Annotated in this window: 14 protein-coding genes; 1 reads left to right on the top strand and 13 read right to left on the bottom strand. The window is 61.0% G+C overall.

The features are described 5' to 3' along the window. Nucleotides 1-7 precede the first annotated feature (7 nt). Both pgl and zwf read right to left on the bottom strand, forming a co-directional pair. Nucleotides 8-721, bottom strand: a complete 714-nt coding sequence (pgl, locus tag GPL81_RS07440; RefSeq protein WP_160106215.1) for a 6-phosphogluconolactonase — start codon at nucleotides 719-721, stop codon at nucleotides 8-10. Next, nucleotides 708-2,177, bottom strand: a complete 1,470-nt coding sequence (gene zwf / locus GPL81_RS07445) for a glucose-6-phosphate dehydrogenase (protein WP_160106217.1) — start codon at nucleotides 2,175-2,177, stop codon at nucleotides 708-710. Before zwf ends, pgl begins: the two co-directional genes overlap by 14 nt. Before the next feature lie 228 nt (nucleotides 2,178-2,405). Here zwf and GPL81_RS07450 point away from each other — a divergent pair, with 228 nt between their 5' ends. Then, nucleotides 2,406-3,266, top strand: a complete 861-nt coding sequence (locus GPL81_RS07450) for a MurR/RpiR family transcriptional regulator (protein ID WP_170948639.1) — start codon at nucleotides 2,406-2,408, stop codon at nucleotides 3,264-3,266. Between the two features lie 145 nt (nucleotides 3,267-3,411). Here the strand turns inward: GPL81_RS07450 and GPL81_RS07455 are convergent, their stop codons facing one another. The 11 genes from GPL81_RS07455 to edd form a co-directional block, all read right to left on the bottom strand. After that, the gene (locus GPL81_RS07455) at nucleotides 3,412-4,266 is read right to left on the bottom strand and encodes a D-hexose-6-phosphate mutarotase (RefSeq protein ID WP_160106219.1); all 855 of its coding nucleotides are present in this window, start codon (nucleotides 4,264-4,266) and stop codon (nucleotides 3,412-3,414) included. A 111-nt stretch (nucleotides 4,267-4,377) separates the two neighbouring features. Continuing rightward, nucleotides 4,378-5,724 carry a carbohydrate porin gene (locus tag GPL81_RS07460; protein WP_160106220.1) on the bottom strand — a complete coding sequence of 449 codons (1,347 nt, stop codon included), beginning with the start codon at nucleotides 5,722-5,724 and terminating at the stop codon, nucleotides 4,378-4,380. 82 nt (nucleotides 5,725-5,806) lie between these two features. Next, nucleotides 5,807-6,967: an ABC transporter ATP-binding protein gene (locus GPL81_RS07465; RefSeq protein ID WP_160106222.1), complete on the bottom strand. Its 1,161-nt coding sequence runs from the start codon at nucleotides 6,965-6,967 to the stop codon at nucleotides 5,807-5,809. Nucleotides 6,968-6,971: 4 nt separating this feature from the next. Beyond that, nucleotides 6,972-7,817 (bottom strand): carbohydrate ABC transporter permease, encoded by an 846-nt coding sequence (locus tag GPL81_RS07470; protein ID WP_160106224.1) that lies wholly within the window; start codon nucleotides 7,815-7,817, stop codon nucleotides 6,972-6,974. Further along, nucleotides 7,810-8,718 carry a carbohydrate ABC transporter permease gene (locus GPL81_RS07475; protein ID WP_096509369.1) on the bottom strand — a complete coding sequence of 303 codons (909 nt, stop codon included), beginning with the start codon at nucleotides 8,716-8,718 and terminating at the stop codon, nucleotides 7,810-7,812. The genes GPL81_RS07470 and GPL81_RS07475 overlap by 8 nt, the downstream gene beginning before the upstream one ends. A 159-nt stretch (nucleotides 8,719-8,877) precedes the next feature. Beyond that, entirely contained in the window at nucleotides 8,878-10,176 is a 1,299-nt protein-coding gene (locus GPL81_RS07480; RefSeq protein WP_160106226.1) for an ABC transporter substrate-binding protein, read from the bottom strand. A gap of 117 nt (nucleotides 10,177-10,293) precedes the next feature. Beyond that, nucleotides 10,294-11,553, bottom strand: a complete 1,260-nt coding sequence (locus tag GPL81_RS07485) for a D-mannose isomerase (RefSeq protein ID WP_160106228.1) — start codon at nucleotides 11,551-11,553, stop codon at nucleotides 10,294-10,296. Between the two features lie 218 nt (nucleotides 11,554-11,771). Next, nucleotides 11,772-13,199, bottom strand: coding sequence for an ATP-binding protein (locus GPL81_RS07490; protein WP_425502543.1), 1,428 nt, complete (start codon nucleotides 13,197-13,199; stop codon nucleotides 11,772-11,774). 31 nt (nucleotides 13,200-13,230) lie between these two features. After that, nucleotides 13,231-13,962 carry a response regulator gene (locus tag GPL81_RS07495; RefSeq protein ID WP_160106232.1) on the bottom strand — a complete coding sequence of 244 codons (732 nt, stop codon included), beginning with the start codon at nucleotides 13,960-13,962 and terminating at the stop codon, nucleotides 13,231-13,233. Between the two features lie 159 nt (nucleotides 13,963-14,121). Then, complete coding sequence (locus GPL81_RS07500) at nucleotides 14,122-15,072, bottom strand: glucokinase (RefSeq protein WP_160106234.1); 951 nt, start codon at nucleotides 15,070-15,072, stop codon at nucleotides 14,122-14,124. After that, a complete protein-coding gene (gene edd, locus GPL81_RS07505) occupies nucleotides 15,069-16,895 on the bottom strand; it encodes a phosphogluconate dehydratase (RefSeq protein ID WP_160106236.1) in 1,827 nt (608 codons plus the stop codon). The genes GPL81_RS07500 and edd overlap by 4 nt, the downstream gene beginning before the upstream one ends. Between the last annotated feature and the right edge of the window lie 18 nt (nucleotides 16,896-16,913).

A 16,913-nucleotide genomic window follows, 5' to 3' on the forward strand; every position in this document is an offset into this window, starting at 1 on the left:
CCTTGGCTCATGGGCACCAGTAAATCTCTAACGTGGGTTGCAGAAATGCGCGCACCGGCATTTCGGCGACATCGTCACCGGCCAGCGCGAAACTCAGGGTGGTCAGCTTGGACTGACCGGAAATCGACAGGATTTTATGTTTGGCCGAAGCCAGCAGCGCACGACTCATGGTCAGGCGCTGATGCGGTACGGTCGGTGCCAGCATCGGGTAGCAGCGACGAGTGCCATCAGCCTGAAGGGCTTCGGCCAGGTTCGGGCTGCCGGGAAACAGCGACACCGTGTGGCCGTCGTCGCCCATGCCGAGCACCAGCACGTCGATCGCCGGCAATTCCGCCAGCAAGCGATCGGCGTGTTCGGCCGCCTGTTCCAGGTTGGCGCTGGCGCTGTACAGGCTCAGGAACTGCGCCTTGGCCGCGGGGCCTTGCAACAGATATTTCTTGATCAGGCCGGCATTGCTGTCGGCGTGTTCCACCGGCACCCAACGCTCGTCGGCCAGGCTGACCACCACGTTCGACCAGTCCAGCGCCTGCTTGGCCAGGTGCTGGAAAAACGCCACCGGGCTGCGGCCACCGGACACCACCAGGGTCGCGGTACCCCGGGCATCGATAGCCTCGCTCAGTTGTTTGGCCACGTTCAGTGCCAGGCCTTCGGCCAAGAGCACGGAGCTCTTAAACGAATGGGCGCTGACGCCCCGGGGTAGTTTCAAATCAGATATCGCCATACCACGACCTCCCGTCCCGCGTGATCAGAGCAATGGAACTCATCGGTCCCCAGGACCCTGCCGCGTACGGCTTGGGCGCATCACCGGATTTTTTCCACCCGGCGATCAACTGGTCACACCACTTCCACGCGGCTTCGATTTCATCTTTACGGACAAACAGGTTCTGATTGCCGCGCATCACTTCCAGCAACAACCGCTCGTAGGCATCGGGAATCCGTGCGCTGCGCCAGGTGTCGGAAAAATTCAGCTGCAACGGGCCGCTGCGCAGCTGCATGCCCTTGTCCAGGCCTTGATCTTTGGTCATCACGCGCAAGGAAATGCCTTCGTCCGGTTGCAGGCGGATAATCAGCTTGTTGCTGATTTGCAGGCGCTGCTCGGGAGCGAAGATGTAATGCGACGGTTCCTTGAAATGGATGACGATCTGCGACAGCTTTTGCGGCATGCGCTTGCCGGTGCGCAGGTAGAACGGTACGCCGGCCCAACGCCAGTTACGGATATCGGCACGCAGGGCAACGAAGGTTTCGGTGTCGCTCTGGGTATTGGAATTCGGTTCTTCCAGGTAACCCGGCACCGCCTTGCCTTCGCTGTGGCCGGCGATGTACTGGCCGCGCACCACTTGGGTGGTCAGGCCCTCCGGACTGATCGGCGCCAGTGCCTTGAGGACCTTGACCTTTTCGTCGCGGATGCTGTCGGCGGACAAATCGGCCGGCGGGTCCATGGCGATCAGGCAGAGCAGTTGCAGCAGGTGATTCTGGATCATGTCCCGCAGCTGGCCGGCCTTGTCGAAGTAGCCCCAGCGGCCCTCAATGCCGACCTTCTCGGCCACGGTGATTTCCACGTGGGAGATGTAGTGCTGGTTCCACTGGGTTTCGAACAGGCTGTTGGCGAAACGCAGGGCAATCAGGTTCTGTACCGTTTCCTTGCCCAGGTAGTGGTCGATGCGATAGGTGCGGTTCTCCGGGAAGTACTGCGCCACGGCGTCGTTGACCTTGCGCGAGGATTCCAGGTCCGAACCGATCGGCTTTTCCAGCACCACGCGGGTGTTTTCCGCCAGGCCGACCTTCGCCAGGTTCTCGCAGATCGCACCGTACACCGCTGCCGGCGTGGCGAAATAGGCAATGACCCGTTGCGCGCTACCGGCCAGCTCAGCCAGGGCCACATAGTCTTCGGCCTTGAGGAAATCGACGTGCAGGTAGCTCAGCCGCGCAAGGAAGCGCTCGACCACGGCCTCGTCCAGCTCTTTGGCACCGACGTAGCGGCGCAACTCGGAGGCAATGAACGCCAAATGCTCCTGCTCGCTGCCGGCCTCACGGGCCAGCGCGATGATCCGCGTGTCCTCGTGCAGCAGGCCTGCGCCATCGAGTTGATAAAGGGCAGGAAACAGCTTGCGCAAGGCCAGATCGCCGAGGGCGCCGAACAAGGCAAAGGTGCACGGTTCAACCGTAATCGAAGGCATGATGTTTGTTCTTTTATCAAGTTAAGCTACAAATACCTTTTTTCAAGGCATCACTCAAGGGAAAATGTAGTAATAACCACAACATTTTCGCAAAATACAGATTCCGAGTGGTGGTCGGTCGGAGCCATCAGTAGGATAGGCCACCGTTACGGGCCGCATCAAAGGCCCTTTTTGCATTAGCCGTGCGCTTATCGGCGCAGGTGAATCAAGGAAAACCATATGGACCGCGTGCGAAATCTCCTGGAGCAGATCCAGAATCGCCTTGAAGAGCTGAACAAGGCCGAACGCAAAGTCGCCGAGGTGATCCTGCTCAACCCACAGCAGGCCACCCGGTTCAGCATCGCCGCCCTCGCCCAGGCCGCATCGGTCAGCGAACCGACGGTCAACCGTTTCTGCCGTTCGTTCGGCGTCAGCGGCTACCCCGAACTCAAATTGCAATTGGCCCAGAGCCTGGCCAGCGGCGCGGCGTACGTCAGCCGCGCGGTGGAGGCCGACGACAATCCGGAAGCCTATACCCAGAAAATCTTCGGCAGCGCCATCGCGTCCCTGGACAGCGCTTGCCAGGCACTGGACCCGAACCTGATCAGCCGCGCCGTCGACCTGTTGATCCAGGCCCGGCAGATCCACTTCTTCGGTCTCGGCGCCTCAGCCCCCGTGGCGCTGGATGCGCAGCACAAGTTCTTCCGTTTCAACCTGGCCGTGACCGCCCACGCCGACGTGCTGATGCAGCGCATGATTGCTTCGGTGGCACACACCGGCGAGCTGTTCGTGATCATTTCCTACACCGGCCGTACCCGCGAACTGGTGGAAGTGGCACGCATCGCCCGGGAAAACGGCGCTTCGGTGCTCGGTTTGACCGCAGAGAACTCGCCCCTGGCCAAGGCCAGTACCTTGAGCCTGAACATTCCGCTGCCGGAAGACACCGACATCTACATGCCGATGACCTCGCGGATCATCCAGCTGACCGTGCTGGACGTACTGGCGACCGGCATGACCTTGCGTCGGGGCGTGGATTTCCAGCCACATCTGCGCAAGATCAAAGAGAGTTTGAATGCCAGTCGGTATCCGGTGGGAGACGAGTTCAACTGATCCGGCATTTCCATTGCCTGCTCGGGCCTCATCGCGGGCAAGCCTTGCTCCCACAGTGTCTACGTCGATCACAAGACCTGTAATCGCCGCTAAACCTGTGGGAGCAAGGCTTGCCCGCGATGGCGTCAGCGGCAACACCGCAAAATCATGCCCCCACCCGCGCCTGCAAACTCAAATGCGCCCGCTCCCCAGGCTTCAGGCACAGACTGTCAGTCCCGCCGCTCGCCGCTTCCACGCAGACGAATTCGGATATTTCATTCCAGCTCACACCCAGCAACGGCCGCGAGCCCGGATGCCAAACCACCGTGTCCGCCGTATCGCCGGTATCGATGCATAACGCCCGCTGCCAGGCGTGATCATTGAGCTGCAGTTCGCCGTCATGCTGGAACACCCGCTGACAGCCGCCATCGACGCGCAACTCACCTTCCTGCTGACAAACCTGCCGATTCAACTGGTCGTAACCTTGCGCGCCGTCGAGTCCAGACAGCGCTACCTCACCGACGTCACCAATACGCCAGTAAGCGTGCAACGCCTGACTCAATTGGCAGGGAAGGCTGTCGTGATGCTCGGTGCTCAAGCGCAGGTCCATGCGCTCCCCGAGGTGCGCATGCAGGTCCACTTGCCAGTCGCACAACTGAAGTTGCCAGTGCAGGCGCACGCCGTCGTTTTCACTGCTGCTGTCGATCAGCTTCCAGTCGAGCAAGCGTGCCCAGCCGTGGGAAGGCCAGGCATTTTCGCTCGGATGGCGGCCATACCAAGGCCAGCACACCGGCACGCCACCGCGAATGGCCCCGACCTGCGGCCACTTCGCCGCGCACCACAGCCAGGGTTTCTGGCCCTTGGGCTGGAAATGCAACAACTGCGCGCCCTGACGACTGAACACCGCCTGACACAGCGGATGATCGATCACCAACACGTCGCGCTTCTGATAGCGCTCCCATGCAAACACCGGCCGTTCGCGCAAGGATTTGAAGAAGCGTTGTAGCGGATGCTCAAGCATGTGCCACGGTCCTGAAAATCATCTTTACCTGGGTGCGCCACCCCAAAAAAAAGCGGACAGCCATGGCTGTCCGCAAAATGCGCACATAGAGAGGAGCTTATCGCAACAGCGTCAGAACACCGACTGAATTTTCAGGCCAGCGACCAGTGCGTTATCCACTTCATCCACACCGCCCGGGTGAGTGATGTATTGCAGGTTGGGACGCACGGTCAGCCAGTTGGTCACGTGGAAGCCGTAGTTGAGCTCGTAGTTGTACTCGGTCTCACGCAACGGGGAGAACAGTGGGTCCTCGTACTCGGTGACACCATTGGCAGCGTTGGTCAGCTCGGCGTTTTTCTTCACGTCATCGTTGACATGGATACGGGCGAAACCAATGCCGACGTCATCTTTGGGACGCGCATCGAACGGGCCCTTGTACACAAACATCAGCGACTGGTAGTTGTCGACGATGTTGGTGTCCTTGTCGTGGAACGTGGCGTTGGCGGCAACGCTCAGACCGCGGGACTTGTCACCGTTGTGGCTGGTCAGCTGTTGCTGCGCAACGAACCAGTAGCCGTGCTTGCTGTCGTGGCTGCGAAAGGCGTTGCCGGTGGTGGCCGCATCATTGCCGTTGTCGTCTTTGCGAACGTCGTCGGCGTTGGACGTGCTTTTGTAGTAACCGATACGGTACTCGCCCGGCAGGTTGCCAGGGTTCGGCAACCACACCAGTTCGACCGGCAAGACGGTGCCATTGGTCCCGCTGCCACTGAGCTTGAAGCCGTTGCCGTGCTCCAGTTGCGAGGTGTTCTGGTTGTACGCGCCGATCTGCGCATAGAACTCAGGCGAGATGTTGTACTTCACACGGATCGCGGCCTGGCTGACCGGCCAGTTGTACCAGATGTTGGTCGCCCAGTTACCCACCTGGGAGCCGCAGAACGCCAGGTTCTGGAACTCGCAAGGGAAGGTGTTGAAGTCTTCGCCTTCGCCGAAGTAACCGGCCTTGACGTCCAGTTTGCCGTCGAGGAACTGGTGCTTGATCCACAGCTGGGTCAGCCGGACCATGTGGCCACGGCCGAAGACTTCCTGGGAGGAACTCAAGGTGCCGGCACGCGGATCGCCGACGCGGTCATTGGAGATGTTCTCACCATTACGGTTGGTGAGCTGGATCTTGGCCTGGGTGTTATCCCACCCCAGCAGCTTTTGCAGGTCCAGCGCCGCGCCCAGGCCAAACTGGTCGGAGTAACGCGCAGTCTTGTCGTTGTTGAAACCGCCGTGAAGGTTGGCGCCCACCTCACCGACATAGTCCATCTTGATGTCGATACCCTGCTCGATCAGCCGGGTCCGTTCACCACCCCAATCACCGGTCATCCATTCGGAATCGGCGCTAAACGCATCAGCCGCGTGCACGCTACCGGCCAGCATCATGGCCGCAACGGCCGATAACTGGCAGATAAGCTGAGCGTTGTTGTTCTTCTTCATCCCTACATCCTCGTCTTATTGTTATTAACTGTTTTTATCTAACGCGGTTACATCCCCTGTGGGAGCCCACATTTTTTGATCTTCAGCGGCCTTTGAATTGGGCGACGTTGTCAGCGTGGCTCTCGGCTTTCGGCAGGCCGGCAGCCCCCAGGCGTTCACCGGTCTTGGCATCGAACAGCAGCACTTTCGCCGGATCGAATTGCAGGGTCAGGGTCTCGCCCACCGCCGGTGCAACGTCGGGCGCCAGGCGGCAGCAGACCTTGGTGTTGTTGAGATTGACGAACACCAGGGTGTCCGGCCCGGTCGGTTCGGTGACCTGCACCTCGGCGCGGATGGTCGGCAAACCGTTCGCCTCACCGTTGGCCAGGACAATCTGTTCGGGACGCATGCCGAGGATCACTTCGCGGTCTTCAAGACCGGCGTCCTGCATGCCCAGCGGCAATTCGCAACGGGCCTGGCCACTGTCGAGCAGCGCCAGCAGGCGACCGTCCTTGCGCTGCAAACGCAGCGGGATGAAATTCATTGGCGGCGAACCGATGAAGCTCGCCACGAACAGGTTGGCCGGGTTGTTATAGATGTCTTTCGGCGTGCCGAATTGCTGAATGATCCCGTCCTTCATCACCGCCACCTTGTCGCCCAGGGTCATGGCTTCGATCTGGTCGTGGGTCACATAGACCGTGGTGGTTTTCAAGCGCTGGTGCATCAGCTTCATTTCGGTACGCATCTCGACCCGCAGCTTGGCGTCGAGGTTGGACAACGGTTCGTCGAACAGATAAATCTTCGGCCGCCGCGCCAACGCACGGCCCATCGCCACCCGCTGTTGCTGACCACCGGAGAGCTGGCCGGGTTTGCGGTTGAGCAGGTGTTCGATCTGCAACAGCTTGGCGACGCGAGCGACTTCTTCGTCGATGTCGGCAGTCGGCATTTTGCGAATCTTCAGGCCGAAGGCGATGTTGTCCCGCACGCTCATGGTGGGGTACAGCGCATAGGACTGGAACACCATGGCGATGTCACGATCTTTCGGGCTCATGCCGCTGATGTCGGCGTCATCCACCAGGATCGCGCCGCCGCTGATGGTTTCCAGGCCCGCGATGCAGTTCATCAAGGTGGATTTGCCGCAACCGGACGGGCCGACCAGGATCAGGAACTCCCCGTCATCGATCTTCAGTTCGATGTTCTTCAGGGTGTCCGGCAAACCGGCACCGTAGGTCTTGTTGACGTTGCGTAATTCGAGAGTTGCCATGTTTCTACCCCTTGACCGCGCCGGACGTCAGCCCACGCAGGAAATACTTGCCAGCGAATATGTAGACCAACAGTGTCGGCAGCCCGGCGATCATCGCGGCGGCCATATCAACGTTGTATTCCTTGGTCCCGGTGCTGGTATTGACCAGGTTGTTCAGGGCCACGGTAATCGGCTGGGCATCGCCACTGGCGAACACCACGCCGAACAGGAAGTCGTTCCAGATCTGGGTGAACTGCCAGATCAGGCAGACCATCACGATCGGGATCGACATCGGCAGCAGGATCTTCCAGAAAATCGTGAAGAAGCCCGCGCCATCCAGGCGTGCAGCCTTGACCAGGGCATCCGGAATGCTCACGTAGTAGTTACGGAAGAACAGCGTGGTGAACGCCAGGCCGTAGACCACGTGCACCAGCACCAGGCCGCTGGTGGTGTTGGCCAGGCCGAACTTGCCGAGGGTGAACGAGGCTGGCAGCAGCACGGTCTGGAACGGCAGGAAGCAGCCGAACAGCAACAGACCGAAGAACAGTTGCGAACCGCGGAAGCGCCACATCGACAGCACGTAACCGTTCATGGCACCGATGAAGGTCGAGATCAGCACCGCCGGTACGGTAATTTTCACCGAGTTCCAGAAGTAGCCGCCCACCACATCCCAGGCCTTGATCCAGCCAATGCCGTCGATCACGGCCGGCCAGCTCAGCAGGTTGCCGGTGCGGATGTCTTCCGGGGATTTGAAGCTGGTCAGCAACATCACCACCAGCGGGATCAGGTACACCGCCGCCGCCAACAACAGGGTTGTGTAAATGGCGATCCGGCTGAAGCTCAGGCCGCGCTTTCCGAATTGATCAGTCATGGCGTTTGCCTCGCAGCTCGGAGTACAGGTACGGCACGAGGATGGTCAGCACGGCACCGAGCATCAGCATGGCGCTGGCCGAACCGATGCCCATCTGGCCACGGCTGAAAGTAAAGGAGTACATGAACATCGCCGGCAGGTCGGACGAATAACCAGGACCGCCAGCGGTCATCGCCGCCACCAGGTCGAAGCTCTTGATCGCGATGTGCGCAAGGATCATGAAGGCACTGAAAAACACCGGGCGCAGGCTCGGCAACACGATCTTCAGGTAAATGGTCGGCAGGCTCGCACCGTCGACTTGCGCGGCACGAATGATCGACTGATCGACACCGCGCAGGCCGGCGAGGAACATCGCCATGACAAAGCCGGAGGCTTGCCACACGGCGGCGATCACCAGGCAATACACCACGCGATCCTGATCCACCAGCCAGTCGAGACGAAAACCTTCCCAGCCCCAGTCCCGCAGCATCTTGTCCAGACCCAGGCCCGGGTTGAGCAACCATTTCCACGCAGTGCCGGTGACGATCATCGACAGCGCCATCGGGTACAGGTAGACGGTGCGGATGAAGCCTTCCTTGCGGATGCGCTGGTCCAGCAGCACCGCGAGGAACACCCCCAACACCAGGCTGATGCCGATGAACAGGCCGCCGAACAGCGCGAGGTTCTTGCTCGCGACCCACCAGCGGTCGTTGTCCATCAGGCGCATGTATTGCTGCAGGCCGACCCACTTGTAGCTCGGCATGAAGCTGGAATTGGTGAAGGACAGAATGAACGTCCAGATGATGTAACCGTAAAAGCCAACCAACACGATCAGCATGCTCGGCGCCAGTACCAACTTGGGTAACCAGCGTTGCAGCGCATCGAACGGTGAGGCTTTGCTGAAAACCGCCACAGAGCTCATCGGGATAATCCAGGTTTAGAGGAGTGAAACTGGCACGGTGCTCCCTTGTGGGAGCAAAGCTTGCTCGCGATAGCGGTGTAACTGTCGACATCTGTGTTGAATGTCAGTCAGCCATCGCGGGCAAGCCTTGCTCCCACAGGGATGCGGCGGTGTCAGGGATTACTGGGCCGCTTTGACCGCCGACGCCAGTTGGGCACTGGCCTTGGCCGGATCAGCGTCCTTGTCGTTCATGAAGTTGGTGACCACGTCGAAGATCGCGCCCTGCACGGCCAGGGAGGTGGCCATGTTGTGCGCCATGCTCGGTTGCAGGCCGCCGGTCTTGTCGTCCGCGATGAAGTCCTTCGCCGACTTCTGGGCACACTCGTCGAAACCGAGCTTGTCCATTTCGTTCAGCATGTCGTTACGCACAGGGATCGAACCCTTGTTCATGCTGAAGACTTTCTGGAAGTCGGTACCCAATGCGACCTTGGCCAGGTCTTGCTGGGCAGCGATGTCACCCTTGCGATCGGCCTTGAGCTTGAACACCGCCAGGGAGTCGATGTTGTAGGTAAAGGCTTTTTCGGTGCCCGGGAACGGCACGCACTCGTAGTCCTTGCCGGCGACTTTCTTCGCGGCGGTCCATTCGCTTTTCGCCCAGTCGCCCATCATCTGCATGCCGGCCTTGCCGTTGATGACGTCGGCGGCGGCGATGTTCCAGTCACGACCGGCGCGGTTCGGGTCCATGTAGCCGGTGATCTTTTTCAGCTCGGCGAACGACTTGGTCATCTCCGGGCCGGACAGGGTTTTCTGGTCCAGGTCGACCAAGGCTTTCTTGTAACCGTCGGCACCCATTACCGAGAGCACCACGTCTTCAAACACGGTGCTGTCCTGCCAAGGCTGACCGCCGTGGGCGAGCGCGATGAAGCCGGCGGCCTTGAGCTTGTCGCCAGCGGCATAGAACTCTTCGAGGGTAGTCGGGGCTTTTTCGATCCCGGCTTTCTTGAACACCTCAGGGTTGATCCACAGCCAGTTGACGCGGTGGATGTTCACCGGCACGGCCACGTAATCGCCTTCATATTTCACGGTGTCGGAGACTTTCTTCGACAGCAGGCCATCCCAGTTTTCCGCCTTGGAAACGTCTTTCAACGCGTCGGTGCTGAGCAGACCGGTGCTGCCCCACTCCTGGATGTCCGGGCCCTTGATCTGGGCAACGCCCGGCGGGTTGCCGGCGACGGCGCGGCTCTTGAGAACGGTCATGGCCGTGGAACCGCCACCACCGGCGACTGCGCCGTCCTTCCAGGTGAAGCCGTCTTTTTCGACTTGAGCCTTGAGGACATCGACCGCTGCCTTTTCACCACCGGACGTCCACCAGTGAACGACTTCAACGGAACCTTTGGATTCGGCAGCGAGGACACTGAGGGGGAGCGCAGACAGGGAAGCGAGAGAAATGACAGTAGCGAGGCGAGAAATCGCATTCATCTAGGAGCACCTTTCTTGTTGTTATGCATGCAAGTCTGTTGCTTGCGCTGCATAGGATTTTAAACAGGCGCCAACCCTTGGCAGGTAACGAAGGGACGCGCGAATGTCACCATATGGTTACACAGGAGCGCTCTGGGACAACGCTGCCAGAGCACTGGCCATGCTCGGCGCCAATGGCAGGCGCGGGATCAACAGGGCTTGCCAGGCGTGATAAAGATCCGGTTTGCCCGCCCATATATCGGCACTCGGGCGGTTCAACGGATCGAGTTCGTGGTGCCAGCTACCCTCGCAGCGGTCGATGAAATGACGGTCACAGAACTCCCAGAATAGTCGGTACCAGTGTTCGTATTGCGCATCGCCGGTGCGCTTGAGCAAGGCACTGGCAGCGGCGCTCGCTTCGCAATGAGTCCAGTGCAGGCGGTGGCGAACCACGGCGCGATTGTCCCAGTCGAGGGTGTAGACAATGCCCGGCGCACCATCGACGTCCCAGCCATGCAGGCAGTTTTGCTCGAAGAGTTTTTGCGCATCGGTGGCCAGCCAGCCCGGTGTGAGCATCCCGACTCGCACTCGCGCCGCTTCGAGGTGCAACAACAGCCGTGCCCATTCGAAACCGTGCCCAGGCGTGGTGCCGTACGGGCGAAAACCGTCGGCCGGGTTGTCGCGGTTGTATTCACGCAACGGCTGCCATTCGCGGTCGAAATGCTCGATCACCAGGTAGCCGTTGGGGGCCGCATGACCATGAATCACCCGTTCAACGATGCGCTGGGCCCGGCACAGCCAGCGCTTGTCGTCGGTGACATCGGCCAGTGCGAGAAAGGCTTCGGTGGCGTGCATGTTGCTATTGGCACCGCGATAGACTTCCTCTGCTGTCCAGTCACGGTTGAAGGACTCGCGCATCGCGCCCTCCTCCTCGCTCCAGAAATAACTGTCGATGATGTCGATGGCATCATCGAGCAAGGCTTGCGCGCCGGGACGTTGTGCGACCAGTGCGGAACTGGCGGCCAGCGCCACGAAGGCATGCAGGTAGGCGTTCTTGCCGGTATTGCCGTCACGGTGTTCGGCGACGGCGAACCAGCCACCGTGCAGCGCATCGCGCAACGGCCCGCGCAGGGCCTGGATGCCGTGATCCACCAGCTCGGCGAACCCCGGCAGGCCCTGGATGTGGGCCAAGGCGAAGCTGTGGGTCATGCGCGCGGTGTTCATGGTTTCGGCTTGCGCATCGGCCGGCAAACGACCTCGTTCGTCGAGATTGCCGAAGCCTTCAGGCAGCTTCGAAGCCTTGGCAAACGCCAGCAGGCGAATTCCTTCGGCGGCGAGCCATTGCTGATGGGCGGGTGCATTCAGCCAACTGCTGAAGGCGGGTTGGAAGGTGTGCATGGGGGGCCTTTTTTGTTGTTATGACTGAGGGGAGTCTAAACAACGGGCCGGGGCGGGCTTGTAACGAAGGGGGCGAGTTATGTCACCAACTTGTGACAATCGCCTTGAGGAGTGTGTCGGCTGGTCTGACGCCATCGCGAGCAAGCTTTGCTCCTACAGGTAAGCGCGCACAACTGTGGGAGCAAAGCTTGCTCGCGATGAACGATAACGCGGTATCGCTATTCAATACTGCGGGGCAACTGCAACGTCACCCGCAACCCACCCTCACGCAAATTCTGCAAACTCACTTCCCCCCCATGGCTATGGGCAATGTTCCGGGCGATCCCCAGCCCCAACCCATACCCCTGTTGCTGCCCGGCCAGACGGAAGTGTGGCTCGAACACCTGCTCCAGCCGCTGCTCGGGAACCCCCGGCCCTTCGTCGTCGACATGCAGCACGAACGCACTGTCGTCGTCATCGATGTGCAGGTGCGCGTTCTGTCCGTATTTCAAGGCGTTGTCGATCAGGTTGCCGATGCAACGCTTGAGCGCCAGCGGCTTGCCCGGATAAGCCGCCAGTGCCCGCCCCTGCTGGGTCACGCGGCCGTTGCCGTTCGGTGCCAGATAAGGTTCCACCAGACAATGGAGTACATGATTGAGATCCACCGGCTCGATGTTTTCGTGGATATCGGTGTCTTTCACGCATTGCAGCGCGCCTTTGACCAGCAACTCCAATTCGTCCAGATCACGGCCGAACTTGGCTTGCAGTTTTTCGTCTTCGAGCAATTCGACCCGCAGCCGCAACCGGGTGATCGGCGTGCGCAGGTCATGGGAAATCGCACTGAACAACTGGCTGCGCTCGGTCAGGTAGCGGCTGATGCGCTCGCGCATGGTGTTGAAGGCACGGCCGACTTCGACCACTTCACTGCCGCCGCCCTCGGCTACCGGCTCGACGTCGGCGCCCAGCGACAGGTCCCGCGCCGCCCGCGCCAGACGCTTGAGCGGACGGCTCTGCCAATGCACCAACAGGCCAATGAACAACAGCAGAAAGCCGCTGGTGAGCACGATGAACCACACCTGTTGCGCCGGCAGGCCTTGTTCTTCAAGACTGGTGTAGGGTTCGGGCAACAACGAGGCGATGTACAGCCATTCGCCGGGCGCCATCTGGATCTGCGTCACCAGCACCGGCGGGTTCACCGGTTCCAGCGTCAACGCGTAGTGCGCCCAGGAACGTGGCAGTTCGTCGAGTTTCAGGCCGCCATTGAAGATCCGCAGGTCTTCGGGACTGACAAAGGTCACCGAGATATCGGTGTCCTGGCCCAGGGATTGACGCAACACTTCATCCACCGCTTTGATCACCGCCGCCTTGCGCGGCGTGATCGGCAAGACTTCCATGCCCAGTGGTTTGTCGTTGAGCGTAACCACGAACCGCGTGCCGCCCATGCTGCGCAACTGATCGAGCACCAATGGCCGGAATGCCACCGGCAACGAACGGAAGTAGCTGACACTGGCGGTCATCGAATGGGCGAGGCTGCGGGCGCTAGTGACCAGGCCTTCAAGCTGCGTGGCGCGCAATTGCGACACCCAGATCACGCTCGACAACGCCTGGGCGAACAACACTGCCAGCAGGGTCAGCAGCAACATGCGCCCGAGCAGCGAGCGCGGCACCGGCACCCGTCGAGTCAGTTTGCGCAGGGACTCAGTGACCATTGCTGGCAATCACATTGGCGGCCAATTGGTAACCGCTGCCACGCACGGTGCGAATCAGCCGCGGCGGTTTTTCCGTATCGCGCAGGCGCTGGCGCAGGCGACTGACGGCCATGTCGACGATGCGATCGAGCGGCATCAGTTCACGGCCCCGGGTGGCGTTGCCGATGGTGTCACGATCGAGGATTTCCTGGGGATGATCGAGGAACAGTTTCAACAAGGCGAAATCGGCGCCGGACAGAATCACCTCTTCGCCATCGATGTGAAACAACCGGTGGCTGACCATGTCCAGCCGCCAGTCATCGAAAGCCAGCACTTCACCGCCGTTGCGCTCCTGGCCGAACTGGGCCCGGCGCAACAGGGCTTTGATGCGTGCCTGCAATTCACGGGGGCTGAAGGGTTTGCCCAGGTAATCGTCAGCACCCAGCTCCAGACCGATAACCCGGTCGGCCTCGTCGGAGCTGGCGGTGAGCATGATGATCGGCACCTGCGCTCGCTTGGGGTGCTGGCGAATCCAGCGACACAGACTGAAACCGTCCTCGTCCGGCAGCATCACGTCGAGGATCACCAGGTCGCTCGGCTGATCGTTCAACGCCTGCCGAAACCCGGCGCCATCGGGTGTGGTGCGGACCAGGAAACCGGCGCGGGTCAGGTAGGTGTCCAGCAACTCGCGTATCTCTTGATCGTCATCGACCAACAATATCGACTTGTTGACTGAGCTCACGGGGCGGCGTCCTTGTTGTTGGAATTGGGCGGATTATGCCTGATGGAGCGTAAATCTATGTTGTCTGTTCCGGCCCCATCGCGAGCAAGCTTTGCTCCCACAGGTTTCGCTGCAGCCCCTGTGGGAGCAATGCTTGCTCGCGATGAAGGCAACTCGGTCTTACATCTGGTCCAGCGCCACACCCGCGCCCACCAACCCGGAATACGGCGCCGTCACCAGCCACACCGGTATCCCCTTGAAGTAATCGCTCATGCAGCCCTTGTCGGCAAAGCACCGGGCGAAACCGCTTTCGAGGAAGAAATCGGCGAAGCGCGGAATCACGCCACCGACGATGTACACGCCACCGCGCGCGCCGGTGGTCAGTACGTTGTTACCGGCCACGCGACCGAGCCAGCAGCAGAACTGTTCGAGCACTTCCAGGGCAATCGGGTCGCCCGCCAGACCGGCAGCGGTGATCGCTTCCGGGGTGTCGAGCACTGGCGTGTGGCCGTCCACCGCACAGATCGCCCGGTAGACCCGAGGCAAGCCGCCGCCGCTCAACGCCGTTTCGGCGCTGACATGGCCGATCTCGTTGAAGATGTGTTGCCACAATTGAGTTTCACGCGGGCTGCTCAGCGGCAAATCGACGTGACCGCCCTCCCCCGGCAGCGCGGCAAAGCGCCTTTCGCCGAGGTCGAGCAAAGTACCGACGCCCAGGCCTGTGCCCGGACCGATCACCACCGCCGGGCGCAATGGCTCCGGCGTACCTTCGCAAACCACGCGAAATTCGCCCGGCTGCAAACGGGTCATGCCCAGGGCCATCGCCGAGAAGTCATTGACCAGCAACAGTTGCTCGACCTGCAAGGCCCGGCAGAAACCCTGCCGACTCAGGCGCCAGTGATTGTTGGTGAACTTGAATTCGTCGCCGCTGACCGGGCCGGCCACCGACAGGCACACCGAGCCGATCGAACCCGGCGCCAGCCCCAGCCCGCTCAGGTAAAGGCTGATCGCCTCTTCCGGGCTGGCGTGGTCGGCCGTCGCCAGTACCTGGACCGATTCCAGTTGCTGGCTTTTCCACAACGCAAACCGTGCGTTGGTCCCACCGATGTCACCGACCAAAGCCAGTTTCAATTAAGCGTCTCCAGGGCAGAAGTAAAGGCGCTGGCGCCCTGCTCCGCCGAGCTGAAGGCCATACGCATGAAACCGAACAGCTCGCGACCGGTGCCGATGTTGTTGCCCAACAATCCCTTGGCCGGCGTGCGCGCTGCGAATTCTTCGGCGTCCACCTTAAGCTCCAAAGTGCCTTTGACGCCATCGACGCGGATGATATCGCCCTCTTGCACCCGCGCCAAAGCGCCGCCCACATAAGCTTCGGGACTGACGTGAATGGCTGCCGGGATTTTCCCCGACGCGCCGGACATTCGCCCGTCGGTCACCAGTGCAACCTTGAAGCCGCGATCCTGCAGCACGCCGAGGAACGGCGTCATCTTGTGCAGTTCCGGCATGCCGTTGGAGCGCGGGCCCTGGAAGCGCATCACCGCGACGAAATCCTTCTCCAGCAAACCGGCCTTGAACGCGTCGGCCAGATCCTGTTGATCCTGAAACACCATGGCCGGCGCTTCGACGATCTGGTTTTCCACGGCCACGGCCGACACCTTCATCACACCACGACCGAGGTTACCTTCCATCACCCGCAAGCCGCCCTCTGGCGAGAATGCACGAGCGACCGGACGCAGGATGGTTTCATCGAGGCTTTCGGTCACGCCTTCGCGCCAGACCAGTTCGCCGTTATCGAGGAACGGTTCCTGGGTGTAGCGGCTCAGGCCATGGCCCAGCACGGTGTTGACGTTTTCGTGGAGCAGCCCGGCTTCCAGCAGTTCGCGGATCAGGAACGACATGCCGCCCGCGGCCTGGAAGTGGTTGATGTCGGCCTTGCCGTTCGGGTAGACGTGGCTCAGGGTCGGCACCACCTCGGAGAGGTCGGCCATGTCCTGCCAGGTCAACTGGATGCCCGCCGCCATGGCGATGGCCGGCATGTGCAGAGTGTGATTGGTGGAACCGCCGGTGGCGTGCAGGGCGACGATGGAGTTGACCAGCGAACGCTCGTCGACGATTTCGCCGATCGGCAGGTAGTTGCCGTTCTGCTTGGTCAGGCGCGTGACCTGGTGCGCGGCTTCGCGGGTCAGGGCATCGCGCAACGGCGTGTTCGGGTTGACGAAGGAAGCGCCCGGCAAGTGCAGGCCCATGACTTCCATCAGCAACTGGTTGGTGTTGGCGGTGCCGTAGAAGGTGCAGGTACCGGGGCTGTGGTAGGAGTTCATTTCCGATTCCAGCAGCTCTTCGCGGCTGGCCTTGCCTTCGGCATAGCGCTGGCGCACATCGGCTTTCTGCTTGTTGGAAATGCCCGACACCATCGGCCCGCCCGGCACGAAAATCATCGGCAGATGACCGAACCGCAACGCGCCCATCATCAGGCCGGGGACGATCTTGTCGCAGATGCCCAGCATCAGCGCGCCATCGAACATGTTGTGGGACAACGCCACGGCGGTGGACAACGCAATCACTTCACGGCTCGGCAGGCTCAGCTCCATGCCCGGCTCGCCCTGGGTCACGCCATCGCACATGGCCGGGGTGCCGCCGGCGAACTGGCCGACCGAGCCGATCTCGCGCAGGGCTTTTTTGATCAGCTCAGGGAAGACTTCGTACGGCTGGTGCGCCGAGAGCATGTCGTTATATGACGAAACTATTGCGATGTTGGCGGAGTTCATCATCCGCAGGCTGTTCTTGTCATCGCTGCCGCAACCGGCCACGCCGTGGGCGAAGTTGGCGCATTGCAGTTTCCCGCGCATGGGACCGTCGCTGGCCGCACCGCGAATCAGTGTCAGGTAAGCCTCACGCGTGGCGCGGCTGCGGGCGATAAGCCGTTCGGTGACCTCAAGGACGCGGGGATGCATGTGTAGAACTCCAGGCTA

This window comes from Pseudomonas izuensis (assembly GCF_009861505.1).
GTDB classification, from domain to species: Bacteria; Pseudomonadota; Gammaproteobacteria; order Pseudomonadales; family Pseudomonadaceae; genus Aquipseudomonas; species Aquipseudomonas izuensis.

Excerpts from the sequence above, each read along its gene's own strand:
- pgl (WP_160106215.1), bottom strand. The coding sequence starts at position 721 with ATGGCGATATCTGATTTGAAACTACCCCGGGGCGTCAGCGCCCATTCG.
- zwf (WP_160106217.1), bottom strand. The coding sequence starts at position 2,177 with ATGCCTTCGATTACGGTTGAACCGTGCACCTTTGCCTTGTTCGGCGCC.
- GPL81_RS07455 (WP_160106219.1), bottom strand. The coding sequence starts at position 4,266 with ATGCTTGAGCATCCGCTACAACGCTTCTTCAAATCCTTGCGCGAACGG.
- GPL81_RS07460 (WP_160106220.1), bottom strand. The coding sequence starts at position 5,724 with ATGAAGAAGAACAACAACGCTCAGCTTATCTGCCAGTTATCGGCCGTT.
- GPL81_RS07465 (WP_160106222.1), bottom strand. The coding sequence starts at position 6,967 with ATGGCAACTCTCGAATTACGCAACGTCAACAAGACCTACGGTGCCGGT.
- GPL81_RS07470 (WP_160106224.1), bottom strand. The coding sequence starts at position 7,817 with ATGACTGATCAATTCGGAAAGCGCGGCCTGAGCTTCAGCCGGATCGCC.
- GPL81_RS07475 (WP_096509369.1), bottom strand. The coding sequence starts at position 8,718 with ATGAGCTCTGTGGCGGTTTTCAGCAAAGCCTCACCGTTCGATGCGCTG.
- GPL81_RS07480 (WP_160106226.1), bottom strand. The coding sequence starts at position 10,176 with ATGAATGCGATTTCTCGCCTCGCTACTGTCATTTCTCTCGCTTCCCTG.
- GPL81_RS07485 (WP_160106228.1), bottom strand. The coding sequence starts at position 11,553 with ATGCACACCTTCCAACCCGCCTTCAGCAGTTGGCTGAATGCACCCGCC.
- edd (WP_160106236.1), bottom strand. The coding sequence starts at position 16,895 with ATGCATCCCCGCGTCCTTGAGGTCACCGAACGGCTTATCGCCCGCAGC.